Origin of the sequence: Niabella agricola (genome assembly GCF_021538615.1) — a bacterium.
In the GTDB taxonomy this organism is placed as follows: Bacteria; Bacteroidota; Bacteroidia; order Chitinophagales; family Chitinophagaceae; genus Niabella; species Niabella agricola.
This window is the reverse complement of the sequence record NZ_JAJHIZ010000003.1, coordinates 434,353-458,136: the sequence shown is the minus strand read 5'-3', so window position 1 is coordinate 458,136 and position 23,784 is coordinate 434,353. Positions and strand designations below refer to the sequence as shown.

The 23,784-nt window shown below is 47.0% G+C and carries 23 protein-coding genes; 14 read left to right on the top strand and 9 right to left on the bottom strand.

Annotation, left to right across the window (positions count from 1 at the left end; all coding sequences use genetic code 11):
- Positions 1–52: 52 nt before the first annotated feature.
- Together LL912_RS07390 and LL912_RS07385 are read left to right on the top strand one after the other, a co-directional pair.
- Complete coding sequence (locus LL912_RS07390) at positions 53–1,456, top strand: MBL fold metallo-hydrolase RNA specificity domain-containing protein (protein ID WP_235552940.1); 1,404 nt, start codon at positions 53–55, stop codon at positions 1,454–1,456.
- A gap of 267 nt (positions 1,457–1,723) precedes the next feature.
- Positions 1,724–2,725 (top strand): vWA domain-containing protein, encoded by a 1,002-nt coding sequence (locus LL912_RS07385; RefSeq protein WP_235552939.1) that lies wholly within the window; start codon positions 1,724–1,726, stop codon positions 2,723–2,725.
- A gap of 28 nt (positions 2,726–2,753) precedes the next feature.
- Here the strand turns inward: LL912_RS07385 and plsX are convergent, their stop codons facing one another.
- The 8 genes from plsX to LL912_RS07345 all read right to left on the bottom strand — a co-directional run bounded on the left by plsX (position 2,754) and on the right by LL912_RS07345 (position 8,564).
- Positions 2,754–3,704, bottom strand: coding sequence for a phosphate acyltransferase PlsX (plsX, locus tag LL912_RS07380; protein ID WP_235552938.1), 951 nt, complete (start codon positions 3,702–3,704; stop codon positions 2,754–2,756).
- Positions 3,705–3,802: 98 nt separating this feature from the next.
- The gene (rpmF, locus tag LL912_RS07375; protein ID WP_223713427.1) at positions 3,803–3,997 is read right to left on the bottom strand and encodes a 50S ribosomal protein L32; all 195 of its coding nucleotides are present in this window, start codon (positions 3,995–3,997) and stop codon (positions 3,803–3,805) included.
- A gap of 52 nt (positions 3,998–4,049) precedes the next feature.
- On the bottom strand, positions 4,050–4,601 hold the full coding sequence (locus LL912_RS07370; protein ID WP_235552937.1) for a YceD family protein: 552 nt from the start codon (positions 4,599–4,601) through the stop codon (positions 4,050–4,052).
- A gap of 122 nt (positions 4,602–4,723) precedes the next feature.
- The gene (locus LL912_RS07365) at positions 4,724–6,142 is read right to left on the bottom strand and encodes a Glu/Leu/Phe/Val family dehydrogenase (protein WP_235552936.1); all 1,419 of its coding nucleotides are present in this window, start codon (positions 6,140–6,142) and stop codon (positions 4,724–4,726) included.
- Positions 6,143–6,190: 48 nt separating this feature from the next.
- Positions 6,191–6,406: a CcmD family protein gene (locus LL912_RS07360; protein ID WP_235552935.1), complete on the bottom strand. Its 216-nt coding sequence runs from the start codon at positions 6,404–6,406 to the stop codon at positions 6,191–6,193.
- Positions 6,403–7,098: an ABC transporter permease gene (locus LL912_RS07355; RefSeq protein ID WP_235552934.1), complete on the bottom strand. Its 696-nt coding sequence runs from the start codon at positions 7,096–7,098 to the stop codon at positions 6,403–6,405. Before LL912_RS07355 ends, LL912_RS07360 begins: the two co-directional genes overlap by 4 nt.
- A 230-nt stretch (positions 7,099–7,328) precedes the next feature.
- Entirely contained in the window at positions 7,329–7,979 is a 651-nt protein-coding gene (locus LL912_RS07350; protein WP_255785610.1) for a heme exporter protein CcmB, read from the bottom strand.
- A 15-nt stretch (positions 7,980–7,994) separates the two neighbouring features.
- Positions 7,995–8,564 carry a thymidine kinase gene (locus LL912_RS07345; protein WP_235552932.1) on the bottom strand — a complete coding sequence of 190 codons (570 nt, stop codon included), beginning with the start codon at positions 8,562–8,564 and terminating at the stop codon, positions 7,995–7,997.
- A 93-nt stretch (positions 8,565–8,657) separates the two neighbouring features.
- Here LL912_RS07345 and LL912_RS07340 point away from each other — a divergent pair, with 93 nt between their 5' ends.
- Complete coding sequence (locus tag LL912_RS07340; protein ID WP_235552931.1) at positions 8,658–9,401, top strand: hypothetical protein; 744 nt, start codon at positions 8,658–8,660, stop codon at positions 9,399–9,401.
- Here LL912_RS07340 and LL912_RS07335 read toward each other — a convergent pair.
- Positions 9,377–10,627 (bottom strand): 3-deoxy-D-manno-octulosonic acid transferase, encoded by a 1,251-nt coding sequence (locus LL912_RS07335; protein ID WP_235552930.1) that lies wholly within the window; start codon positions 10,625–10,627, stop codon positions 9,377–9,379. The two genes, LL912_RS07340 and LL912_RS07335, sit on opposite strands and share 25 nt — an antisense overlap.
- Positions 10,628–10,731: 104 nt before the next feature.
- Between LL912_RS07335 and LL912_RS07330 the strand changes: the two genes are divergently transcribed.
- From LL912_RS07330 to LL912_RS07280, 11 genes are all read left to right on the top strand, one after another.
- On the top strand, positions 10,732–11,856 hold the full coding sequence (locus LL912_RS07330; protein ID WP_235552929.1) for a DegT/DnrJ/EryC1/StrS family aminotransferase: 1,125 nt from the start codon (positions 10,732–10,734) through the stop codon (positions 11,854–11,856).
- A 27-nt stretch (positions 11,857–11,883) separates the two neighbouring features.
- Positions 11,884–12,432, top strand: a complete 549-nt coding sequence (rfbC, locus tag LL912_RS07325; RefSeq protein WP_235552928.1) for a dTDP-4-dehydrorhamnose 3,5-epimerase — start codon at positions 11,884–11,886, stop codon at positions 12,430–12,432.
- 1 nt (position 12,433) lies between these two features.
- Positions 12,434–13,303: a dTDP-4-dehydrorhamnose reductase gene (gene rfbD / locus LL912_RS07320; RefSeq protein ID WP_235552927.1), complete on the top strand. Its 870-nt coding sequence runs from the start codon at positions 12,434–12,436 to the stop codon at positions 13,301–13,303.
- Positions 13,304–13,460: 157 nt separating this feature from the next.
- Positions 13,461–15,524, top strand: coding sequence for a protein-disulfide reductase DsbD family protein (locus LL912_RS07315; RefSeq protein WP_235552926.1), 2,064 nt, complete (start codon positions 13,461–13,463; stop codon positions 15,522–15,524).
- A 123-nt stretch (positions 15,525–15,647) separates the two neighbouring features.
- The gene (locus LL912_RS07310) at positions 15,648–16,067 is read left to right on the top strand and encodes an acyl-CoA thioesterase (RefSeq protein ID WP_235552925.1); all 420 of its coding nucleotides are present in this window, start codon (positions 15,648–15,650) and stop codon (positions 16,065–16,067) included.
- A gap of 44 nt (positions 16,068–16,111) precedes the next feature.
- Entirely contained in the window at positions 16,112–17,080 is a 969-nt protein-coding gene (locus LL912_RS07305) for a glycoside hydrolase family 43 protein (RefSeq protein WP_235552924.1), read from the top strand.
- Between the two features lie 162 nt (positions 17,081–17,242).
- On the top strand, positions 17,243–17,899 hold the full coding sequence (locus LL912_RS07300) for an HAD family hydrolase (protein ID WP_235552923.1): 657 nt from the start codon (positions 17,243–17,245) through the stop codon (positions 17,897–17,899).
- A 78-nt stretch (positions 17,900–17,977) separates the two neighbouring features.
- Positions 17,978–19,648 carry a ribulokinase gene (locus LL912_RS07295; protein WP_235552922.1) on the top strand — a complete coding sequence of 557 codons (1,671 nt, stop codon included), beginning with the start codon at positions 17,978–17,980 and terminating at the stop codon, positions 19,646–19,648.
- Positions 19,649–19,650: 2 nt separating this feature from the next.
- Positions 19,651–20,346, top strand: coding sequence for an L-ribulose-5-phosphate 4-epimerase AraD (gene araD / locus LL912_RS07290; protein ID WP_235552921.1), 696 nt, complete (start codon positions 19,651–19,653; stop codon positions 20,344–20,346).
- 24 nt (positions 20,347–20,370) lie between these two features.
- On the top strand, positions 20,371–21,873 hold the full coding sequence (gene araA / locus LL912_RS07285) for an L-arabinose isomerase (RefSeq protein ID WP_235552920.1): 1,503 nt from the start codon (positions 20,371–20,373) through the stop codon (positions 21,871–21,873).
- Positions 21,874–21,971: 98 nt separating this feature from the next.
- Positions 21,972–23,705, top strand: a complete 1,734-nt coding sequence (locus LL912_RS07280) for a sodium:solute symporter family transporter (RefSeq protein ID WP_235552919.1) — start codon at positions 21,972–21,974, stop codon at positions 23,703–23,705.
- The last annotated feature ends 79 nt before the right edge of the window (positions 23,706–23,784 follow it).

Below are 23,784 nucleotides of genomic sequence, written 5' to 3'. Positions count from 1 at the left end.
TCTTTTTATATCTTGTTGGATAAAAATCTTATCCAACAAAAAGTGAAATAATATGAAGATTGCTTTTCATGGTGCTGCCCAAACGGTAACGGGTTCCAAACATCTCATAACGCTTAAGAATGGTAAAAAGATCTTACTGGATTGTGGTATGTACCAGGGGATGGGCGACCAGACTGACGCGTTGAACCGCGACTTCGGTTTTGTGAGCAGTGAAGTAGATGTGATGATCCTTTCCCATGCCCATATCGACCATTCCGGGTTAATTCCCCGCCTGGTAAAACAGGGTTTTCATGGAACGATCTTTTGCACGCCTGCTACAAAGGACCTTACAAATATTTTGCTGATGGATAGCGCTGAGATCCAGGAAAGTGAAATGCGGTTCCTCGAAAAGAAAAGGCAGGGAATGGCGCCGGATCTGCTACAGCCGTTGTACACGATTGAGGATGCAAAAAAAGCAATGGAGCTGTTTGACTCAAGGGAATATGGAGCCTGGTTTGATGTAACCGATGGTGTAAAAGCGATGTTTACGGATGCTGGTCATATCATTGGAAGCCAGTGTGTGCATCTGCGCATCCAGGAGGATGGTAAAGAAACCCGTATCACATTCAGCGGTGACCTGGGGCGCTACCGCGATGTGATCCTGAGATCGCCTGAAGTGTTTCCGCAGGCAGACTACATTATTATGGAATCTACTTATGGAAATAGCCTGCATGAAGATATAAGGGATACGCCGCAGATGTTGCTGGAATGGATCCGGAAGGTTTGTGTGGAACGGAAAGGTAAACTTATTTTCCCGGCGTTCAGTGTTGGGCGCACCCAGGAGATCCTGTATGCACTGAATCAGCTGTATGCACAAGGAGTACTTCCAAAGATCCCGTTTTATGTGGATAGCCCATTGAGTATTGAGGCAACGGATGTGGTGAAACGGTTTCCCCTGTACTTTAACCGGCAAATTCAAAACGTACTGAAGAACGATGATGATCCGTTTAGCTTTCCGGGGCTTATTTATATTAAATCCGTAGATGAATCAAAGGCACTGAACTTTAAAAATGGGCCGCTGGTGATTATTTCCGCAAGCGGAATGGCCGACGCGGGAAGGGTAAAACATCATATCAGTAACAATATTGAAAATTCGAGGAATGCCATTGTGATGACCGGTTATTGCGAACCGCATTCGTTGGGAGGCCGCCTGCTGGATGGAGCAAAGGAAGTGGGTATTTTTGGAGTAGAGCACCAGGTAAATGCCGAAATCGGGCAGATCCGGAGCATGAGTGCTCACGGTGACTATGAAGACATGAGCCAATGGCTGGCCTGTCAGGATCCTCAAGCCGTAAAGCAATTATTCCTGGTGCATGGAGAGCCCGACGTACAGGTAGCATTTAAGCAGCGACTGGTAAAAAAAGGGTTTGTAGATGTACTGATTCCCGAACGGCATTTTGAAATAGGGCTGGGGTGATTTGATTCGAGAAGTTGAAAAATGTGGAATGTGCGAATGGGATGACGTATCAGGTTGTCAAACGGAATCAAACCTGGAATTTTAAACCGGAGACCTGAAAGAAAAATTTCTTCTGCAGCTTTGCTTATTGCTTCCATTCATGCTGCATCAGCAATCGACACTGACTTCTGATAAGGCATCGCTTAATGACGGCAAAATACCGGTTTACCTGTATTTTCTATTTTCATCACCAGGGTTATTTTCGCAGCAAATGTAAACCTCATGCGAATGAACCTTACCGGCCGTTTACGCGGTCCGCTGCTGGCAGCTGTTGTTGCCACAGCCTTGTGCGCCTCCTGTAAAAAGGACGATACTGTAAAATTTACACCCCCGCTCAACGACAATTCGCTGCCCTCCGCAGCGGTCTATAAGGTGAAAGTACTGGAAGCCGGCGAAAAAAAACTGAGGTTCTCTGTAGACCTGGCAGTGTTTAAGGATTCTAAAAACATGGAGTACGGATTTGGTACCGGTCAGTTCCGGATCGATACCTTCCTGGGTTCCTATGCCTTTAAACCGGTGCGAGCTGCGCTTTCCGGAGGTGGAACAGCCACCCGTTATTCTTCCATCATGTTAATGGATCAAAGCGGCAGCACCGGCAGTACTGATCCGGATGACCTTCGGATCGATGCCGGGAAGATCTTTTGCCGGAATATGGGACAGGAGCATGAATCCTGGGTTTGGTGGTTTTCCGATGATTACAAAGCCGTAGGCACGGGCTTTAAATCGGATACAACAGTCCTGGTAAAAGATGTGGAAAGTGTGCGGAACCTTGGAAAAGGCGGTACGAACCTTTATGGCGCTCAGTATGCTGCTACAGATGCATTGATAAAGAGTGGCACTAAGCCAACAAAGGCCCTGCTTACATTCACCGATGGGGAAGATAACCGGGGTGTTAAAACAAGTGCACAGGTGGAGGCTTTTGCAAAAGGCAATCAGGTGCGTTTGTACAACGTTGGGCTGGGCGCCTCTTCTGATGAATACCTGTATGATCAGGCCGTTGCTACCGGTGGTGCATTTATGTATGCGAAAGACGCCCAACAATTGATCAGCATGTTTGGAAACCTGGGCCGGTTGCTGGACGGCTCTGGAAAATTCTACTCGGTAGAATGGGAAATGACTCCGGTAGGAAGCAACTCCATTATCTCAAAAGGTACGTATGATATAATATTGAAGGTGGTAACGCCATATAACTATACCATTGACGTACCGGTTACCGTTCGGTACCAGTAGTAAGCACCATGAGTTTTTTTGAAGCGGTTTAACCCTGTTGGACCGCTTCTTTTAGTTTTTGTAATACGCCGGTCTGCAGCATTTTTTCGGCCACGTAAATCATGTTGCAAAAAGCCGTAGCCCTTGAAATGCCATGTCCGATGATCACCGGCTTTTCAATTCCCAGTACCGGGGTGCCGCCGTATATCTCAAAGTTAAAACGATCTAAATACGCATTTGCTAATCTTTCATTTTTTGAAATATCATAGATAGACTCGGCTAATTTCAAAATAATATTTCCTGTAAAGCCATCGCAAACCATTACATCTGCCTTGTCGTTGAAGGTGTCGCGCCCTTCGATATTGCCAATAAAATGAATCGTGCGATTGGCTTTCAGAAGCGGATAGGCGCCCTGTGTGAGAAGGTTGCCCTTGCCTTCTTCTTCGCCCACATTTACAAGACCTACTTTTGGATCTTCAATTTCCAGGATGTGCCGGGCATATACAGATCCCAGGGTTGCAAACTGGTTCAACTGCTCGGGCTTGCAATCTGCATTCAATCCTACGTCGAGAATCAGTCCTGTACGACCGCCTTGCTTGGGAATAATAGAAGAGATGACCGGGCGCAGGATTCCTTCAATGGTTTTTAAATTAAATAAAGCGCCCACCAACATGGCACCAGTATTACCGGCGCTGATAAAGGCATCGGTTTTATCCTTTGCCAGGTATTGAAAACCGGTGGCAATGGAAGAGTGGGGCTTCTCCTTTAATGCCTTGGTGGGGTGTTCCTGCATATCGATGACCTGTGTGGTAGGCACGATCTGTATATTGCCGGCAGGAATAGCTTCCGCAGCCATAATCTCGTTCAATGCGGCCTTATCCCCGAACAAGGTTAATTGAACCGCCCCGCTTTTATTTTCAGAAAGATATTTTTTAATCCCACGCAATGCCTCAAGCGGGGCAAAATCGCCCCCCATTGTATCAATTCCAATATTCATCATATACGGACTAAAATTAAAAATTCCAAATGCATTACCAACCAAAGGTCGTCAATGAATTTGGAATGAACAAGTTAAGTAAACGGGACTTAACGTTTTTTTTAAGCTTTTGAAGGCGCTTTTTCAGCAACAACCTTTCCTTTGTAAATCAGTTTTCCTTCATTTACATAAGCGCGATGACGTACATGCGTTTCACCGGTTGTTGCATCTGTTGTTAAAGTAGCCGAAGTTGCTTTATAGTGAGTCCTGCGTTTTGCGCTTCTTTGCTGGCTGTGCCTGCGTTTAGGATTTGGCATAACTAATGAAATTAAATAGTTCTAAATTATTTTTTTCTTCTTTTACACAAACTTAATTGTCCAGATCTTTGAATTTTTCAAGATCCTTCCAGAGCGGGTTGCTATCTTTCTGAGATTTGGCTTCCGCCTCCAGTTTATTCAGCATTTTCAACGCTTCGGGATTGCATTGCGGCCCATCAGCATTATCAAAACCACAGGTTTTATGCATCGGGATACTCAGGTTTATGAATTCATAAATCCAGTTCTCCACGTTCAGGTGACTTTCTCCCCGGCTGATATAATAAACGTCCGGATCATCTTCCTGGTCGTTCATCAGTTCCGGCTCTTCTGCCATTTTCACTGTGATGACAAATTCATCCCAGAGGTCCAGCGAAATAGTATTATTGCAGCGGTCGCAAACCACGTCCAGTTTGCCACCCACCTCAAACTTCAGCATCATAAAGCTGCTCTTTTTATCAAGCGACAGCTTTATATATGCGTTGCAGTTGGTAAAGTCCTGCTGTTGAAATGCCTCAAAGAACCTGTCTGTTATTTCATAGTTGAACTCATGAATTCCCGGTTTTAAACCCACAAAGGCGATATCATACTCTCTTCGGTAAGCCATGGCTCAACTCCTCCCTGTATTTAAGGGATGCAAAAGTACGTAATATATTTGAAACAGCCTAATTGACGTTGGATCAATTTTAACCGGTCCGGTTTTTAAACCCCCAAAGGTTAAGAAGACGATTACGGGAAAATTCCCAGCTCAGCGTAGGTAGTTGCTACCTTATTGATTGCCACCACATAAGCCGCGGTTCGCATGTCCGGGATTTCGGGGTTGTTCCGCCATTCTTCCATGATCTCCCGTGTGGCACCAATCATGGTTTCTTCCAGTCCGCTGTATACAAGGTCTACCTCATCGGCTCCGTGCATAATCATTTTGCGGTTTTTTTCTCCTACTTTTTTCCCGGAAAGGTGCTCCAGCTCCTCCAGGATGGTTGTATTTACATTTTCGGTAAATCTTTTTTCCAGGCGCCCGTACCGCACATGACTGAGGTTTTTCAGCCATTCAAAATACGAAACGGTAACCCCTCCGGCATTCAGATACATATCCGGAACCACGAGCACACCTTTTTGCAGGAAGATCTCATCGGCTTCTGGCGTTAACGGGCCGTTGGCTGCTTCCCCTATGATCTTTGCTTTTATGCGGGGGGCGTTGTTCTTGTCAATGACATTTTCGAGCGCTGCAGGAATCAGGATATCGCATTCCAGTTCCAGGGTTTCCAGTGAGCTTTTGTGGTTGGTAGCACCTTTGAAGTCGAGGATCGACCCGGTGCGTCTTCTGTGCAGGAATACTTCTTCCACATCCAGCCCGTTGTTATTGCTGATGCCGCCTTCGTATTCGGCAATGCCCACAATGATTGCGCCGGCTTCCTGGAAAAATTTTGCGGTATGATAGCCCACATTTCCAAGGCCCTGTACAATTACTTTTTTACCGGCTACACCTGTTGCCAGTCCCAGCTTTTCCATTTCCTCCGGCATATTGCAAACCTCCCGGATGCCAAAAAATACGCCGAGTCCGGTAGCCTCCCGCCGCCCTCTTACGCCGCCCTGGCTCACGGGCTTCCCGGTTACACATCCGGCCGCGTCAATTTCCTGCGGGTTCATGGCGCTGTAGGTATCCACGATCCAGGCCATTTCCCGTTCGCCTGTACCATAGTCGGGGGCCGGTACGTCCGTAGCCGGGCCGATAAAATTTTTCTTGATCAGTTCCGATGTATAACGGCGGGTGATTTTTTCCAGTTCGTATGGGGTGTAATTTTTCGGATCGATCTTTATGCCGCCCTTGCCGCCCCCGAAAGGAACGTTCACAATGGCGCATTTATAAGTCATCAATGCGGCCAGCGCCATCACCTCATCCTGTGTTACCTGCATGGAGAACCGGATGCCGCCTTTACAGGGCGTTTTATGATGTGAATGCTGTACCCGATAAGCCTCAATTACTTCGATGGTCCCGTTTTCGCGCTTAATGGGAAAACGCATCCGGTATACGGAATTACAGGCGCTGATCTGTTCCAGCAAGCCCTGATCCCATTTGGTGAATTTCGCTGCCTTGTGAAAGCTTTTTTCTACGGCTTCAAAAAAGTTGTACTGAATTTCAGACATAGTTGTATATTTTCAATTAGCAATTTACGCAATAGTTATCCGGGGCACTTATTTCCCGGAATCCTGTTCCAGCTTTTTCAGCTTTTTTTCTACCCGGAACATATAAAGGAAAATTCCCAGCAGGATCACCAGCAATACGGCAATGACCACGTAAATTCTTCCGTTACTTCTCATAAGGTTTTCTGAAGCGGGTTGTGCCATGGCAAGACCGGGCAGGGACAGCATCAGTATAAAAGCGAAGAAACGGATAATAGATTTTTTCATTTTTTCAAAAGCGATTTTTCTTTCAATAAATTGATGCGGATCTTTAACGTAGCGATCCATACGCCCAGCAGGGCCCAGCCAATGAATGCGGGGTATTCAACCATACGCATCTGTGGACTTACATCTTTAAAATTCAGCGCCGGGTTGCCTTCCTGTCCGGGATGCAGACTGGGCAACAGTCTTGGGATAATAAAAATGGTGGGGAAAAGCATGGCAAAGGCAAAAATATTGTACACAGCGCTCACCCTTGCCCGTTTGTCCAGGTCGTTTATAGAGTCTCTTAAAATATGGTAAGCAAAGTAGATCAGCAGTGCTACCGCTGTTCCGATCAGCTTGGGTTCGCGGGCCACGGCACTGAACGACTGGAAGGCCGGATTGTTCGGGTCTGCCCAGGTATAGCTGGCCCATATGGCGCCCGTTGCGTAGCCCAGTAATCCGAAAAAAATACCCACCGTCGCGTAATTTTTTGCAGCGATATCGTATTTCAGATTCATCGTACGCAGATACCGGATAGAGTGTGCCAGCGAACAAATAAAGAGTACCATCATAGCGGCCCACATACCTACATGGTAAAACAGGTTACGACTGGTTTCTCCAAGAATTGGCAGATTGGGAACTTTAATAAGCAGTCCGGCTACAAGCGCGTATACCAACAGGATGATACAGAGGAATTTCCACCACGTTTTATACATATTCAAGTCTTAACAGTACACCTTAGTATTCTACAAAACACAAAAGTAAGCGTAAAGTTGTTTACGAAACCAAATTTGCAAATTGCATAAAGAAAAGCAGGTTCTTATAGAAATTAAGTAAGACCGGTATCCTCTTCCACGGATTTTGATCAATAAAAAATCGAAATGTTGTTCCGTAAACCGTTTAGAAATCGGTCACTGGTAAATGGTGATGGCAGGGGAAACCGGCATTAATCCCTCCACAAAAAAGGGAAGAGGATTACAGAAAGAAGGGCCACCAGTATGTCGAGCGCTACCAGTAATGCAATATCGTTCCAGAGGATGGCCAGCTCCGGGTTAAACGCCGCATTGGTGATCTTCATCAGCAGCATGAGCTGCGGCACAATGATCGGGAACCCAAGTATTGCCATGATGGCCGCATTTTGCTGTGCTTTTGCGGCAATGGCCGCTAAAAACGTAAATACCATGCTCAGGCTCCAGCCGCCTAATAAGACCAGGCTGGTAAAAGCAGGGATCTTTTGAACCGGGTTTCCCAGCAGTGCAAAAAAGAGCAGCAGGCTAATCAGCGACATCAGCAGCATCAATACGGAATTAAACAGCAGTTTGGCCAGTACAAAATGAACGGGCGAGGCGATTGTATAAAAATAAAGCATCCTTCCCCGGCTTTCCTGCAAAAAACTTTTTGCCACTGCATTGATGCAGATGAAGAGCTGGATCACCCAAAACAGCCCGTTCCAGATATTTCCTTCCGGTTCGTCAATGACCAGGAAAAGCACAAAAACAGTTGCTGCTATATATAATAGAATTCCATAAAAACTATATTGTTGTCTTACTTCCAACAATATATCTTTTCTTATTAAATGTATAATAGGGTGTAACAAAATCGTTCTTTATATTTAAACTTTGTCAAAATAACACTTACGGCAGCGGGGCTCATATGCATCCGTGGCACCCAGCATAATCTGTTCATCATCCGGAATTTTGCGATAGGAGTAGTTGGCAATGTTTCCGCATTTTACGCAGATTGCATGCAATTTGGTGATATAATCGGCTTTTGCCAGTAAAAAAGGCATCTGGCCAAAGGGTTTTCCAGTGTAATCCATGTCCAATCCTGCTACAATCACCCTAATGCCCTGGTAAGCCAGGCGGTCGCAGACATCCGGCAGCTCCGGGTCAAAGAACTGGGCCTCATCAATCCCAATAACATCAGCGCCCTGGCCCAGCAAGAGAATCTTTTGCGAATTATCGACGGGTGTTGATAAGATGGCATTGGTATCATGCGAAACAATCTGCTCCTCATCGTAACGGGTATCCATCGCGGGTTTAAAAATTTCAACATTCAGGTTGGCAAATTTCACGCGCTTTAACCTCCGGATCAGTTCCTCTGTTTTGCCGCTAAACATGGAGCCACAAATGACTTCGATCCACCCCCGACGGTCTCCTGTAAGATTCGGTTCAATAAACATCTGCTGTTTTTATTGGTACTACAACAATTTTTGGAGTGTTATTTGTATATTGCTATAATTACATTGTGTCCATAATTGTTCAAAAGTAGGATAATGCAGCGAATAGAAGCACTGATCGAAAAATTAAGAACTCAATTTAATAATAAGGCGGATTTATCTCAATTGCTGATCACCACACAAATGATTCAGAAGGAGATCAACGGCGCCATGAGGGAGACGGCTGTTTTGGGCAGCAGTAATGTAGCGGTTTTTTTGCCCAATACACCACCGGTTGCCAAAGGGGTAATCATTAAAGACAGGAATGGTACGGAGAAGGAATATTTTCAGTTAGACGGTTTGAATGAGGAGGAGGCTGATGAAGAAGAATTGCGCTTGCTGGAGCTGCAGCATGAGGCAGGGCTCTATCCCCAGGCAGCAGAAGCTAACGCTTATGAAAACGCAGCTAAAAAAACGCATTCGTTTACAAACAGGTTGTTCGATCCGCTTATCGAGGTGCCAACACTCTTTCAGCAAATACAAAAGGGCGCTGCAGACAGGGAAGTTAAACCCGGGGGTAGCACTGTTACCGAGCAGCTGACAGATGGCAGCTCGGCCAGGTCAATTGAAGACCTCGCCAGCGATATTCCGGATTTGGATAAGGAGCGATTTGTAAAAAACCTTTTCCGGGGTGATGAAATCATGTATAACCGCAGCATTAAGACCATCAACAATTTTGATACCCTGGACGAAGCCGAATACTGGGTAAAGCGGGAGCTAAAAACAAAACTTGGATGGAGCAACAACCGGGATGTGGAGTATTTCGACCGGCTGATCTATCGCAGGTTTTCGCGGATATAACCGGATATGATCGCCGTAGCGCCGGTATTCTCAGCTACAAAACGGCCGGCAGACCTGCCTGATGTTTCCCGGACAGGGAGGTTGTTTTTTAGTGTTTCTATTATTTCTACTAATTGACCTTCATTGCTATAGCTTGTAGCACCTCCATTTTTAATAAGTGTTTTTGCTTCTGCAAACTTTTGATAGTTGGGGCCGAAAATGACTGGTTTGAAAAATACGGCAGCTTCGAGTGTGTTGTGGATCCCGGCTTTGTTAAACCCCCCTCCAATATAAGTAATCGCTGCGTAATAGTACAGTCGCGACAGCATGCCGATATTATCGATAATCAGTACATCACCTTTTAACAGCGGTTCTTCTTTTAACTTGGAAAAGAGTTGTGCACCCGGGAACCGGCTCAATATTTCATCAATATGCTCCTTGTTAATTTCGTGAGGGGCAATGATTAATGAAGTGTTGTTGTTTTTTACTTTGAGATAGGAGGCCAGGTGCCGTTCATCATCAGGCCAGGTGCTTCCGGCTACTATAACAAAGGACTTTTGGTTGATAAAGGTCTCGATAAGGGGAATAGGTGTAAACTCAGCAGCAATCTGAACAACACGGTCGAACCGCGTATCGCCGGCTACCGTTACCTGTTCCGCCGGAATAATGGCAGCCAGACGGCTCTTGCTTGCCATATCCTGAACAAAAATATGCGTAAAGCAGCGGAGCATTTTGCGGTGAAAACTTCCATATGGCTTAAAGAAAATAGCGTTTTCCCGGAAAAGCGCAGAAACGAGCAGGGTGGGTGTCCCCGTCTTCTTCAATGCCTGCAGCAGGTGATACCAGTATTCGTATTTAACAAACAGGGCCAGCGAGGGCTTTACGATCTGCACGAACCGCCGGGCATTATACGGGGTATCCAGGGGAAGATAAAAGACCCAGTCTGCATTCGCATAGTTTTTCCGGATCTCGTATCCCGAGGGGGAAAAAAACGTAAGCAGCACGCGGAAATCGGGATATTCTTTTTTAAGTGTTTCGAGGATAGTGCGTCCCTGCTCAAATTCTCCAAGAGAAGCGCAATGCACCCAAATCACCGGAGCCTTGTTGCCGCCCAGGGCTTCTTCCAGGCGCTGAAGCAGGTGTTTCCTGCCGGAACGCCATAGCCCGGCCTTTCTGTTAAAAAAAGATGCAATAAAGATCGCCACCCGGTAGCTGTATAAAAAAAGCAGGTAAAGTAATCGTGACACTTGTTGTTTTTTGCAAATGTAGTGAGGGAAGGCCAAGCATTGCAAATGAGCGGCTATACTGCAGTAAATTTAGTTACCTTTGCAACCCAATTAAAGATGTATATATGAGACCCTTATATATGGTTGATACGCATTCTCAGTATCATAAGATAAAACACCAGGTAGACAAAGCCGTTCTGGACGTAATGGAAAGCACGGCCTTTATTAATGGTAAAGCTGTAAAGGAATTTGCTGATAACCTGGCGGGATATTTAGGCGTAAAACATGTGATCCCCTGTGCAAATGGAACGGATGCTTTGCAGATCGCCCTGATGGCGCTGGGATTGCAGCCGGGAGATGAAGTGATCACCCCCTCCTTTACTTATATTGCCACAACAGAAGTAATTGCCTTGCTGAAGTTGACACCTGTTTTTGTTGAGGTGGATCCCCAAACATTCTGTGTAGACCCTGTTGCCATTGAAAAAGCAATTTCCCCAAAAACAAAGGCCATCGTGCCGGTACATTTATACGGTCAGTCTGCTGATATGGAAGCCATTCTGAAGATCGCCGAAAAGTACAATCTGGCTGTGGTAGAAGATAATGCGCAGGCCATTGGTTGCAGTTTCCATTTTTCTGATGGCACTTCAAAGAAAACAGGTACCATCGGTCATGTCGGCTGCACTTCTTTTTATCCCAGCAAAAACCTGGGCGCTTTTGGCGATGGGGGTGCGATGTGCACCAATGATGACCTGTTGGCGGAGAAACTGCGGATGATCGCCAACCATGGTCAGAAGGAGCGGTACTATCATGAAGTGGTAGGCTGCAACAGCCGGCTGGACAGTATCCAGGCCGCCATCCTGAATGTAAAGCTGCCCTATCTGGATGATTACTGTAAAGCGCGGCAGGAGGTGGCTGCCTATTATGACCAGGCATTTGCAACAACCGATAAGATCATCACACCGTTCAAAGCGGCGAATTCCGATCACGTATATCATCAATATACCATCCTGCTGGAAGGCGTAAACCGTGATGCATTTAAAGCGGAACTGGATAAAAAAGGGGTTCCTTCTATGATTTACTACCCGGTGCCGGCTCATAAGCAAAAAATGTTTGAGCAATTTGGAGTAAGTGCACTGGAACTGCCGCTGACCACCTATTTAACAGAGCGGGTGATTTCGCTGCCCATTCATACCGAAATGGACGAAGAACAGCTAAAGTTTATTACGGACACCGTATTGTCGATTCTCTAAATTCAACCGAAATTATTCTAGCTTATAATGTCCATTATTCGTACGACTATTGAAGATTTGTTGTTGTTTGAGCCCCGCGTTTTTGAAGACGCACGCGGGCACTTTTTTGAAGCATATAACCAGTCGGTTTTTGAAGAAGCCGGTATACGCTACCGGTTTATACAGGACAACCAATCGCATTCCGTATACGGGGTGATACGCGGGCTGCATTACCAGCTAAACCCCAACGCCCAATGTAAACTGGTGCGGGTGCTTCAGGGCCGGATCCTGGATGTGGCGGTGGATGTACGGAAACATTCGCCCACCTATGGCAAGGTTTTTTCTGTAGAACTGTCTGCGGAGAATAAAAAACAATTGCTGATCCCGCACGGATTTGCACACGGGTTTTCTGTATTGAGTGCTACGGCAACGGTACTGTATAAATGCGATGCCTTCTATCATAAGGAAAGTGAGGGCGGTATTATCTATAACGACGCGGATTTGGCAATCGACTGGCAGATACCGGAAGGAAAGCAGCTTCTTTCCGAAAAGGACCTGGCGCTTCCCGGATTTAAAGACGCACTAAATAATTTTTAAGATGCAACAGCCCGTAAAGGTTCTGGTCACCGGCGCCAACGGCCAGCTGGCTACCGAGATCAGGGAGCTGGCCACCGCCCACCATGAAATGATCTTTGATTTTGCCGGCCGCGACCGGCTGCCGGTAACGGATGCCGAAGCCATCCAGCGGCACTTCGAGGCATTTCAACCGGATTACTGCATCAATTGCGCGGCTTATACAGCGGTTGACAAGGCGGAAGAACCCGGTGAATCCGAAATTGCTGAACGTATTAATGCTATAGCCGTGGGCCATCTTGCCAGGGCCTGTACCATTCATGGTACTAAATTCATTCACATTTCTACGGACTACGTTTTTGACGGAACCGCTTCGGCTCCCTATAAGCCGGAGGATGCGACCCATCCGCTGAGCGTATATGGCGCTACCAAATTAAAAGGAGAACAGCTGGCCCGTGAACATACGGATGCGGTTGTGATCCGGACCGCATGGGTATATTCATCGTTTGGAAAGAATTTTGTAAAAACAATGATCCGCCTGATGAACGAACGTCCGGCCATCAGCGTGGTCAACGACCAGTTGGGAGCGCCTACCTATGCGAGAGATCTGGCCCGGGCCATTCTCGATATCATTGCCGCCCCTCATTGGATACCGGGAACCTATCATTATACCAATGAGGGCGTCATCAGCTGGTACGATTTTGCGATGGCGATAAAAGAACACATTCATAGCGCCTGTGTGGTAAATCCCATCCCGTCTGAAGCCTATCCAACACCCGCAAAACGGCCGGCTTATTCGGTTTTAGACACCACTTCTATAAAAGAAGCATACGGAGTACGTACACCCTACTGGGTAAGTAGTTTAACAGAATGTATCAAAATACTTACCCGGTGAAAATATTTCCCGTAAAAGCTTGTGGCTGTTAATGGTTCTTAACCGGAAAGCAGTTTCTTTTTAATATTCTATAAATAAAGACGCTTTCATTTTATAACATTTGTTAGCGTTTTTTGTTTATATAAATTTGCGGATCTCACTATTTAAAAAAAAATATATGAAGCGGATCTTATGGGCCCTGCCCCTTATGTTGCTCTCTTTGTTTTCCGTGGCACAGGATAGCTCCAAAGTGACCTTTTCCTATACGCAGCAACAAACCGGTGAAGAAGAGATCCGTTTGATTATCACCGCTCATGTAAATGGAACGGATGTGAAGTTGTTTGGCCTTCAAATGCCTCAAAATAAGGATGCTTTTTCAACAGTTGTCTTCGACAGTACAGCAACCCCGCATTTGAAAGATAGCCTGGTGCAGAAAGGCAACCTGGTTTCCCAAACCGATCCTGTGCTGAATGCGCCTGTTTTGTTTTCAAAAGATTCTATTCAATGGATACAAGCCGTAACATTGAAAAAAGGAGACAGCACTGTGATTAAAGGAGCCATTACCTATATGTACCTGGCAGGGGACGCATTTGCGTCTTTTGAAGAACCGTTTAAGTTTTATGTAAAAAACCTGGGGGAGACAGGAGCTGCGTCGGTAACTGCAGGTATAAAAAACGGAGCTACATCAAACGACAGCCAGTCGTTGATCTGGATATTCCTGGGGGCCTTTGGAGGCGGACTGCTGGCACTGCTCACTCCCTGTGTGTATTCAATGATTCCCGTTACAGTGAGTTTCTTTACCAAGCGAAGTAAAACAAAAGCAGAAGGGCGAAAAAATGCATTGATCTATTCCTCCTCGATCGTATTTATATTCACCTTTATTGGTTTTTTAATTACCCTTATCTGGGGACCGGCAGCATTGAATAACATTTCCACGAACTGGATTTTTAATCTGGCCATATTCATCTTGTTTTTAATATTCGGCATTTCATTTTTAGGGGCTTTTGAAATTACGCTGCCCGCTTCCTGGTCTAACCGTGCCGATGCGAAAGCCAATACATCCAGTTTCCTGGGAATATTTTTTATGGCCCTCGTGTTGGTCATCGTTTCATTCAGCTGTACCGGTCCAATACTGGGCTTTCTGCTGCCCATCATTTTTAAAGGTGGCTATATTGGTCCGCTGATCGGATTCTTTGGTTTTTCGCTGGCCTTGTCGATCCCGTTTGCATTATTTGCATTTTTCCCTTCCTGGCTAAACAGTTTAAGCAAACCCGGAGGATGGATGAATTCGATAAAAGTTACACTGGGATTTGTGGAGCTGGCATTGGCCCTTAAGTTTCTCTCCAACGCCGATCTGGCAAAGAACTGGCGGATCCTGGACCGCGAAATATTTATTGTATTGTGGGTAGTGATCTTCTTCCTGCTGGGATTGTACCTGCTGGGAAAACTCAAGTTTAAACATGATGATGAGTTACCCAAAAATGATTTCGGCCTGCCGTACCTTACGGTAACACGGTTATCTTTCGCAATCGCGTCCTTCTTTATGGTTGTGTATCTGATCCCCGGATTGTTTGGTGCGCCATTGAAAGGGCTGGGCACATTTTTGCCGCCGATGGGCACCCAGGATTTTAATGCGGATGACCTGCCATCTGGAATTGATGTAAAATCGCTCACCAGCCGGCAAGCTGGAGCAGGAGACACGGCACATTATGAAGAAGGAATGCCCGCCCCCGTAAAATATGCGGCCATCATGAAGAAGAACGAACCGGATGTAGTGGTTAATAACGGGCTCGTAACTTATTTTGATTATCGGGAAGCGCTGGAGGTAGCGCGTAAATTAAAGAAGCCGCTGATGCTGGACTTTACGGGCATTAACTGTGTGAATTGCCGGAAAATGGAAGCCCAGGTATGGAGCGACCCGGCTGTAATGAAACTGCTGAAAGAGGAGTTTGTGATTGCATCCTTATTTGTGGATGTGCATAATGGAGTTGATATCCCCGAGGCAGAGCAGTATCAATCGAAAGAGCTCGGGAAGAAAATCGAAACCCTGGGAGAATTGAATACGGATATACAGCTCTCGCGTTTTGGGTCGAATACCCAGCCCTTTTATTTTTTCCTGGATGGAAAAGAAGAACGCCTGGCACCAGAAGGATTTCCTTATGATCCGCTTCCCGATCTGAAAGGGCGTTTTAAAACGCACCTGGAAAAAGTGATCGCCGCATACAAAAAAAGAAACTCCTGAAGCCGCTGTAAGAAATTATCTGTATATTGACGTTGATCGGGGCAATAGATGCAGTCATCCGGATCAACGTTCTGTACGTATACCGGTAAACAAAATTTTCAAATCAGCAACGGATCATTTGTTATGGACGATAAAATGTATAACGAACATGAAATGCGGTTTCATACCCGTAAATGGGTAAAGCCGGAAGATCTCAATCCAAACCAATCGCTTTTTGGCGGGCGCCTCCTGCAATGGATCGACGAAGAAGCGGCCTTGTATGCCATCATTCAGTTGGAGAATACGCATGTGGTCACCAAGTTTATCTCGGAAATTAATTTTATCGCTTCGCCCCGGCAGGGCGATATTATTGAAATCGGCATTGTAGCCACCAAGTTTGGAAATACGTCCCTTACCCTTCGTTGTGAAGTCCGGAATAAAATGACCCATGAGCCCATTCTTTCCATCGACCGGATGGTTTTTGTAAACCTGGATAAAAACGGCAAGCCGGCGCCGCATGGTAAAACAGCCATTAGCTTTGTTGCCGAACGATTGCTGAAATAAATACTCCCGCTCCGGTTTTAATAACGGAGCTCCAAAAAAAGCGTATGAAAAAAAAGATGCTGCTGCTGGCATGGATCCTTACAAGCGTTATCGTATACGGACAGAAACAATATTCCGGTAATCCGCTCTTCCCAGGCTGGTATGCCGATCCGGAAGGCGTGATCTTTAACAAGACCTACTGGGTTTATCCCACGTTTTCCGCACCCTATCATAAACAGGTGTTTCTGGATGCGTTTTCATCCCCGGACCTGGTGCACTGGAAAAAACATGAACGGATCCTGGATACGGCGAGCGTAAAATGGGCACGCCGGGCATTATGGGCTCCTGCGATCGTAAAAAAGAAACACCAGTACTTTTTGTTCTTTGGTGCCAATGATATTCAGAACGATCAGCAAACCGGCGGAATCGGTGTTGCAGTAGCCTCAAAGCCGGAAGGGCCTTTTAAGGACTATCTCGGACGCCCGCTGGTAGACCGGTTCCATAACGGCGCGCAGCCGATTGACCAGTTTGTATTTAAAGACAAGGATGGTGCTTATTATCTTATTTACGGAGGCTGGAGGCATTGCAATATTGCAAGATTGAAAGACGATTTTACCGGATTTATACCCTTTAAGGATGGTAGTACATTTAAAGAAATCACACCCGAAAAATATGTAGAAGGCCCGGTAATGTTTATCCGTAACGGGAAGTATTATTTTATGTGGTCGGAGGGCGGATGGACCGGTCCGGATTACAGTGTGGCTTATGCAGTGGCCGATTCTCCCCTGGGGCCTTTTAAACGGGTGGGAAAGGTGTTGCAGCAAGACCCGGCCATCGCCACCGGCGCGGGCCATCATTCGGTGATACAGGTTCCGGGCAGGGATGAATGGTATATTATCTACCATCGACGGCCACTTACGGAAAAGGACGGAAACTCCCGGGAAACCTGCATCGAGCATCTTTATTTCAATAAGGATGGATCGATACAACCGGTAGTACTAACCCGTAAAGGAGTGCCCCGGCGCCCACTCTGATCATGGCTGTTCGGTATGTTGCCCATATTCACTGTTTAAGCTGCCGCTTTTACGCCCTACCGGCACCGGACCGCTTGCTGGTTCAACTACACCATCGCAAATCCGAATCGATACAGTAAACTCCATATTTCTATGTATCTTTCATGCTGAAACGTTAAAGCAATGCAATATAGTGCCTTTATTTTTGATTTGAACGGAACCGTTATTGACGATATGGCCTTTCATGAGGAAGCCTGGTTCCGGATCCTGAACGACGAATTAGGGGCCGGTATGAGCCGGGAAGAGGTGAACAGTCATATGTATGGCAAGAACAGCGAATTGCTCGACCGCATTTTTGGTCCGGAACGGTTTTCGGATACCGAAAAGCAGGCGCTTTCCCTGCGAAAAGAACAGCTTTACCAGGAGGCGTACCTTCCCCATCTAACCTTGTTACCGGGTTTAGCCGGCTTTTTAAAAGCTGCCGCCGCAAAGGGCATTCCCATGGCTATTGGCACGGCAGCCATTCCGTTTAATGTGGATTTTGTGCTGGACCAGCTGGGCATCCGCTCTTATTTTAAAGCCCTGGTAACGGCCGATGATGTATTAAAAAGCAAGCCGGATCCCGAAACCTTTCTTAACTGTGCCCGGTTGCTGCAGATTCCGCCTTCCGGTTGCCTGGTGTTTGAAGATGCGCCCAAGGGAGCAGAAGCCGCAGCAAATGCGGGGATGGATACGGTCATCCTTACCACGGGGCATAAACCGGAGCAATTCGGACAGCAGGCGAACGTACTGTTTTATGTTCCGGATTATACCGATAAAAGGCTGAAGGAATTGTTATAACACTTTTCTAAAAATAATTGTCTATTTTACAATTATTGAAAATAAATTGTATTTTTAACCTTTAAACGATCGTAGTCAATGAAAGAAGCATACGTGATCGGAGTGGATTTTGGTACGGATTCTGTTCGCTCCGTTATGGTAAATGCGTTAAACGGCGAGGAGGTGGCCGCTGCCGTATTTCAATATCCCCGCTGGAAACAGGGGCTGTATTGTATCCCCTCAAAAAATCAATTCCGCCAGCATCCGCTGGATTATATAGAAGGACTGGAAACAACTATAAAAGCGTGTATTGCCAAGGCCGGCCCCGCTGCTGCGGCGCATGTTAAGGGGATTTCTATTGACACAACCGGTTCAACCCCGGTAGCGGTTGATCTGCAGGGGCAGCCCCTGGCATTGTCCGCAGAATTTGCAGAGAATCCCAATGCGATGTTTGTATTGTGGAAAGATCATACGGCTACCGCGGAGGCTGCAGCAATCAACAAACATGCAGAACGGTTTGAAACCAATTTCCTCCAGTATGTGGGGGGCATCTATTCCAGTGAATGGTACTGGGCCAAGCTGTTGCATATTTTTAAAACAGACGATAAGGTAAGAGCAAATACGGCCAGCTGGGTAGAGCATGCAGACTGGCTGCCCTTCCTGCTTACCGGAGGAAACGATATACAGCAACTGAAAAGAGGCGTGTGTACAGCGGGCCATAAAGCACTGTGGTCAGAAGCCTTTGGCGGCTTTCCGCCCAATGATTTCTTTGCAACACTAGACCCGGTGCTGGATGGATTTGTAGAGCATCTGCCGGTAAAAACCTATGCTGCGGATGAAGCTGCCGGAACGCTTTGTGCCGAATGGGCAGCGCGGCTGGGACTGAGCACAGCGGTGGTCGTGGGAATTGGTGCCATGGATGCGCATATGGGCGCTGTGGGCGGACAGATTGACCCCTACCATTTAAGCAAGGTAATGGGAACCTCCACCTGTGACATGCTGGTGGTGCCGCCGGAAGATCTTTCAGGAAATAAAACAGTAAAAGGCATCTGCGGCCAGGTAACGGGATCGGTGATTCCGGGCATGACAGGACTGGAGGCCGGGCAAAGCGCTTTCGGAGATGCCTACGCCTGGCTGAAGAACCTATTGGCCTGGCCGTTGCAGTTATTAAAAGGGAACAGTGAACAATCAGCATCCGCTGCAGCTGCATTGACTGAAGAAGTGGAAGACCGGATATTACCTGCACTGGCGGCTGCGGCAGCGGCATTGCCCCTGGAGCCAACGGATCCTTTTGCCATCGACTGGCTGAATGGGCGCAGAACACCGGACGCCAATCAGCTGTTGCATGGTGCTTTAACGGGTTTAAGCCTGGGAACTGATGCGCCGAGGATATTCAAAGCGCTGGTGGAGGCCACCTGTTTTGGCGCCAAGGCAATTGTTGACCGCTTTGAAGAAGAAGGAGTACCCATTAAAGGACTGATTGGTGTAGGAGGTGTAGCGCGGAAATCGGCCTATATCATGCAGGTAATGGCAGATGTGATGAATATGCCGATCCGCATTCACCGCTCAGAACAAACCTGCGCCATCGGAGCTGCTATGTTTGCCGCAACCGTTGCAGGCATCTATCCGAAAGTTGAAGATGCCATGAAGGCCATGGGGCAGGGATTCGACAAAGAATACTTTCCCACTCCTGAAAAACATGCATACTATAAAGAACGCATGGCGACTTATAAAAAAATAGGCGCCTTTTTAGAACATAATAACCTGTAATCATGAAGTACGAAGCGATCCGCCAAAAAGCATTTGAGGCCAATATGCAGTTACCCGAACTGGGACTGGTACTTTTTACATTTGGAAACGCCAGTGAAGCGGATCACAACGAAGGGATATTTGCCATTAAACCCAGCGGAGTCGCATACACGGACCTTACACCTGAGAAAATGGTGATTGTGGATTTTGACGGGAAAACGGTAGACGGTACGCTGAATCCCAGTTCCGATACGCAAACACATGCGGTGCTTTATAAGCACTGGAGGGAGACCGGCGGTATTGTGCATACGCATTCTACCTATGCAACTGCATGGGCCCAATCGTTAAGAGCCATTCCTATTTACGGAACCACACATGCCGACTATAATATTGTAAACATTCCCTGCGCACTTCCGATGGATGATGCCATGATACAGGGGGAGTATGAAGTGGAAACGGGGCACCAGGTATTGAATCATTTTAAAGAGAACGGTTTGGATTACCGGGAAGTTGAAATGATCCTGATCGGCAATCATGCACCTTTTACCTGGGGAAAAAATGCGGCCAAGGCCGTGCACAACAGTGCCGTGTTGGAGCAAGTTGCAAAAATGGCCTATCTCACCGAACAGATCAACCCGCAGGTACCCTTGCTGAAGAAAGCCCTTATGGATAAGCATTACCAGCGCAAGCATGGGCCCAACAGCTATTACGGACAATAATCAACAATACCGAAAATATACAACATGATCAATCTGGAACCATTAGAATTGTGGTTTGTAACCGGGAGTCAGCATCTCTACGGAGCCGATACCTTAAAAGAAGTAGCGGCACATTCACAGGAAATCGTTCAGCATATGAACGCTACAACAAAAATACCCGTTAAGCTGGTTTGGAAAGACACTGTAAAAACTCCGGAGGAGATTCAGCAGGTATTTGCCGACGCCAATTTCAACAGGTCCTGTATCGGGGTAATTGCGTGGATGCATACGTTTTCTCCTGCAAAGATGTGGATCAACGGACTCAAGATCTTTCATAAGCCCTTGCTTCAGTTTCATACCCAGTTTAACCGGGATATTCCCTGGAACGCGATCGATATGGATTTTATGAATACCAATCAATCAGCCCATGGCGACCGGGAGTTTGGCTTTATGTTAAGCCGGATGAACAAACACCGGAAAGTGGTTGTGGGGCACTGGAAAGATGACCAGGTATTAGATCGTATTGCTGCATGGTGCCGTGCGGCTACCGGCTGGCACGACTGGCAGGGGGCGCGGTTTGTACGTTTTGGAGATAATATGCGTTACGTGGCCGTAACAGATGGCGATAAAGTAGAGGCCGAGCTCAAATTCGGATACAGCGTAAATACCCATGGGATCGGCGACCTGGTAGCGGTGATCAACGAGGTAAGTGACAAAGAAACCGAAGCACTGGCACAGGTATACCTGGATACCTACAATGTTGCTTCACTGCTGAAAAGCGACGGAGCACAGTACCGGTCGCTGCTGGATGCTGCGCGTATTGAACTGGGTTTGAAACAATTCCTGGAGCAGGGGAATTATAAAGGATTTTCCGATACTTTTGAAGACCTGCATGGGATGGTGCAGCTGCCCGGTATTGCAGTACAGCGCCTGATGGAACAAGGCTATGGTTTTGCCGGAGAAGGCGATTGGAAAACCGCGGCACTGGTACGGGCAATGAAGGTGATGGCAACAGGCCTTGAAGGCGGAAATTCCTTTATGGAAGATTATACCTATCATTTTGACCCCAGAGATCCATTGGTGTTGGGATCGCATATGCTGGAGATTTGTTCCAGTATTGCAAACGGGAAGCCCTCCTGCGAAATCCATCCCCTGGGGATTGGCGGAAAAGCGGATCCCGTACGGTTGGTGTTTAATGTAAAAGGTGGCCCTGCACTGAATGCCGCGCTGATGGATATGGGGAACCGCTTCCGGTTACTGGTGAATGAAGTAGAAGCTATGGCGCCCCCGCAAGACCTGCCGAAGTTGCCGGTGGCCCGGGTATTCTGGAAGCCTTATCCTGATATGCACACCGGTTGTGCGGCCTGGATCCTGGCAGGAGGCGCGCATCATACCTGCTATTCGCAAAATCTAACGGCGGAGCACCTGGAAGATTTTGCCGGAATGGCGGGAATCGAATGTGTATTGATCAATCAAAAGACGGATTTGTACCATTTTAAAAATGAACTCCGCTGGAACGATATGTATTATCAGCTCAACAAAAATTAATCATTAAATTGTTGCAGGTGTCTGGGAAGTTGCTTTTGCCGGGATGGTTTAAACGGACTTTTTAGAGGCCTTCTTTTACATTAATAACAATTGCACATATGAAAGAAAATTTAGCCTGGCAGGACATTCTGGTGTTCTTTATCTATTTTGTAGTAGTGGCTTCTTATGGGTACTGGGTATATGTCCGGAAGAAGAAGGCTGCGGTTTCTGCATCGCACGATTATTTCCTCGCGGAGGGATCACTTACCTGGTGGGCCATCGGTGCATCGTTGATTGCATCCAATATTTCTGCAGAGCAGTTCATCGGAATGAGTGGCGAAGGCTTTTTTGTTGGGGTAGCGGTAGCCGCCTATGAGTGGATCGCTGCAGTGGCTCTCATCATTGTGGCGGTCTGGTTCATACCGGTATACCTGAAGAACAAGATCTATACCATGCCGCAATTCCTGAACCGGCGTTACAACCAGACCGTATCGCTGATCATGGCTGTGTTCTGGCTGTTGCTCTATGTATTCGTAAACCTCACGTCTATTTTATACCTGGGAGCGGTGGCCATTAACGCTTTGTTAGGTGGCGGTTATCTGCATGTGATTATGATCGTGTTACTGCTGATGGCGCTGATCATTACCCTTGGGGGTATGAAGGTGATTGGTTTTACCGATGTCATTCAGGTGGGCGTATTGATCCTGGGCGGGCTGGCTACGGTATACATGGCGCTGCAGATTGTAGACATGCGCATCAATGGCGCCACCAGCGGCAGTGCCATTGCCGGGTTTAAAACCTTGCTGCAACAGGCTCCGGATCATTTTAAACTAATGCTGGAAAAACCATCGGTGACACAAACCACCATCGATCATCCGCAGAACCTGAATGTGCAGAAATACGTGGTATTGCCGGGTATTGCCATGTATTTTGCGGGGCAGTGGATTGTAAACCTGAACTATTGGGGCTGTAACCAATACATCACCCAACGGGCCTTGGGTGCCGATCTGCAAACCGCGCGTACCGGTATCTTATTTGCCGGCTTCCTGAAGTTACTGATGCCCATTATTGTGATGTTGCCGGGCATTGCGGCGTATGTACTGTATAAGCATAACCACTTGCCGGGTTTCAGTGGCGTAAAAGATGGAGCCTACTCAGCTATCCTGGGCTTCCTGCCCGCAGGTTTAAAAGGACTGGCCATTGCCGCATTAACGGCAGCGATTGTAGCCTCCCTGGCAGGAAAGGTAAACAGTATTGCCACCATCTGGACGCTGGATGTGCATAAAAAATACCTGAGCAAATCCATGACCGAACTGCAATCGGTACGTATCGGCCGCTGGGTGGTGATCCTTTCCATGATCGTGGCGCTGGTGTTTACCTGGACAGATGTACTGGGTATCGGCGGTGAAGGTGGTTTTACCTTTATACAGAAATACACCGGCTTTATCAGTCCGGGTGTATTTGCTATGTTTCTACTGGGTATGTTTTGGAAGCGGACCACCGGAACTGCAGCCCTGGTTGGAGTGATCCTGGGATTTGTACTGGCCATTTTCTTTAATAACTACGCCGTGGGAATTTTCGGGAAAGAAACCTGGCTGTATACAGCCTTCACGTACGAAAAAATGGAAGGCGGAGTACTGCATACCATAACAGAAATCCCCTTCCTGATCAATATGGGCTGGTCCTTCTTTTTCACTGTATTGGCCATGGTGGCCATTAGCCTGGCCGGCCCCAAAGACAATCCCAAAGCATTTGAAATTGACAAGGCGATGTTTAAATTGCAACCCCGTACCATTGTATTAATTGTAATTACACTAATGATACTCGCCGCTTTGTACGTGCGGTTCTGGTAAAAAGTTATTCTTTTGCCGGCCGGACCAGGTACTTATTTCCTGGTCCGGCTTTTTTTGCCCTAATGTATTCGATTTCAAT

What these genes read in the sequence shown, in the direction of transcription:
- LL912_RS07390 (WP_235552940.1), top strand. Translation starts at nt 53, where the DNA reads ATGAAGATTGCTTTTCATGGTGCTGCCCAAACGGTAACGGGTTCCAAA.
- LL912_RS07385 (WP_235552939.1), top strand. Translation starts at nt 1,724, where the DNA reads ATGAACCTTACCGGCCGTTTACGCGGTCCGCTGCTGGCAGCTGTTGTT.
- plsX (WP_235552938.1), bottom strand. Translation starts at nt 3,704, where the DNA reads ATGATGAATATTGGAATTGATACAATGGGGGGCGATTTTGCCCCGCTT.
- rpmF (WP_223713427.1), bottom strand. Translation starts at nt 3,997, where the DNA reads ATGCCAAATCCTAAACGCAGGCACAGCCAGCAAAGAAGCGCAAAACGC.
- LL912_RS07370 (WP_235552937.1), bottom strand. Translation starts at nt 4,601, where the DNA reads ATGGCTTACCGAAGAGAGTATGATATCGCCTTTGTGGGTTTAAAACCG.
- LL912_RS07365 (WP_235552936.1), bottom strand. Translation starts at nt 6,142, where the DNA reads ATGTCTGAAATTCAGTACAACTTTTTTGAAGCCGTAGAAAAAAGCTTT.
- LL912_RS07360 (WP_235552935.1), bottom strand. Translation starts at nt 6,406, where the DNA reads ATGAAAAAATCTATTATCCGTTTCTTCGCTTTTATACTGATGCTGTCC.
- LL912_RS07355 (WP_235552934.1), bottom strand. Translation starts at nt 7,098, where the DNA reads ATGTATAAAACGTGGTGGAAATTCCTCTGTATCATCCTGTTGGTATAC.
- LL912_RS07345 (WP_235552932.1), bottom strand. Translation starts at nt 8,564, where the DNA reads ATGTTTATTGAACCGAATCTTACAGGAGACCGTCGGGGGTGGATCGAA.
- LL912_RS07340 (WP_235552931.1), top strand. Translation starts at nt 8,658, where the DNA reads ATGCAGCGAATAGAAGCACTGATCGAAAAATTAAGAACTCAATTTAAT.
- LL912_RS07330 (WP_235552929.1), top strand. Translation starts at nt 10,732, where the DNA reads ATGAGACCCTTATATATGGTTGATACGCATTCTCAGTATCATAAGATA.
- rfbC (WP_235552928.1), top strand. Translation starts at nt 11,884, where the DNA reads ATGTCCATTATTCGTACGACTATTGAAGATTTGTTGTTGTTTGAGCCC.
- rfbD (WP_235552927.1), top strand. Translation starts at nt 12,434, where the DNA reads ATGCAACAGCCCGTAAAGGTTCTGGTCACCGGCGCCAACGGCCAGCTG.
- LL912_RS07315 (WP_235552926.1), top strand. Translation starts at nt 13,461, where the DNA reads ATGAAGCGGATCTTATGGGCCCTGCCCCTTATGTTGCTCTCTTTGTTT.
- LL912_RS07310 (WP_235552925.1), top strand. Translation starts at nt 15,648, where the DNA reads ATGGACGATAAAATGTATAACGAACATGAAATGCGGTTTCATACCCGT.
- LL912_RS07305 (WP_235552924.1), top strand. Translation starts at nt 16,112, where the DNA reads ATGAAAAAAAAGATGCTGCTGCTGGCATGGATCCTTACAAGCGTTATC.
- LL912_RS07300 (WP_235552923.1), top strand. Translation starts at nt 17,243, where the DNA reads ATGCAATATAGTGCCTTTATTTTTGATTTGAACGGAACCGTTATTGAC.
- LL912_RS07295 (WP_235552922.1), top strand. Translation starts at nt 17,978, where the DNA reads ATGAAAGAAGCATACGTGATCGGAGTGGATTTTGGTACGGATTCTGTT.
- araD (WP_235552921.1), top strand. Translation starts at nt 19,651, where the DNA reads ATGAAGTACGAAGCGATCCGCCAAAAAGCATTTGAGGCCAATATGCAG.
- araA (WP_235552920.1), top strand. Translation starts at nt 20,371, where the DNA reads ATGATCAATCTGGAACCATTAGAATTGTGGTTTGTAACCGGGAGTCAG.
- LL912_RS07280 (WP_235552919.1), top strand. Translation starts at nt 21,972, where the DNA reads ATGAAAGAAAATTTAGCCTGGCAGGACATTCTGGTGTTCTTTATCTAT.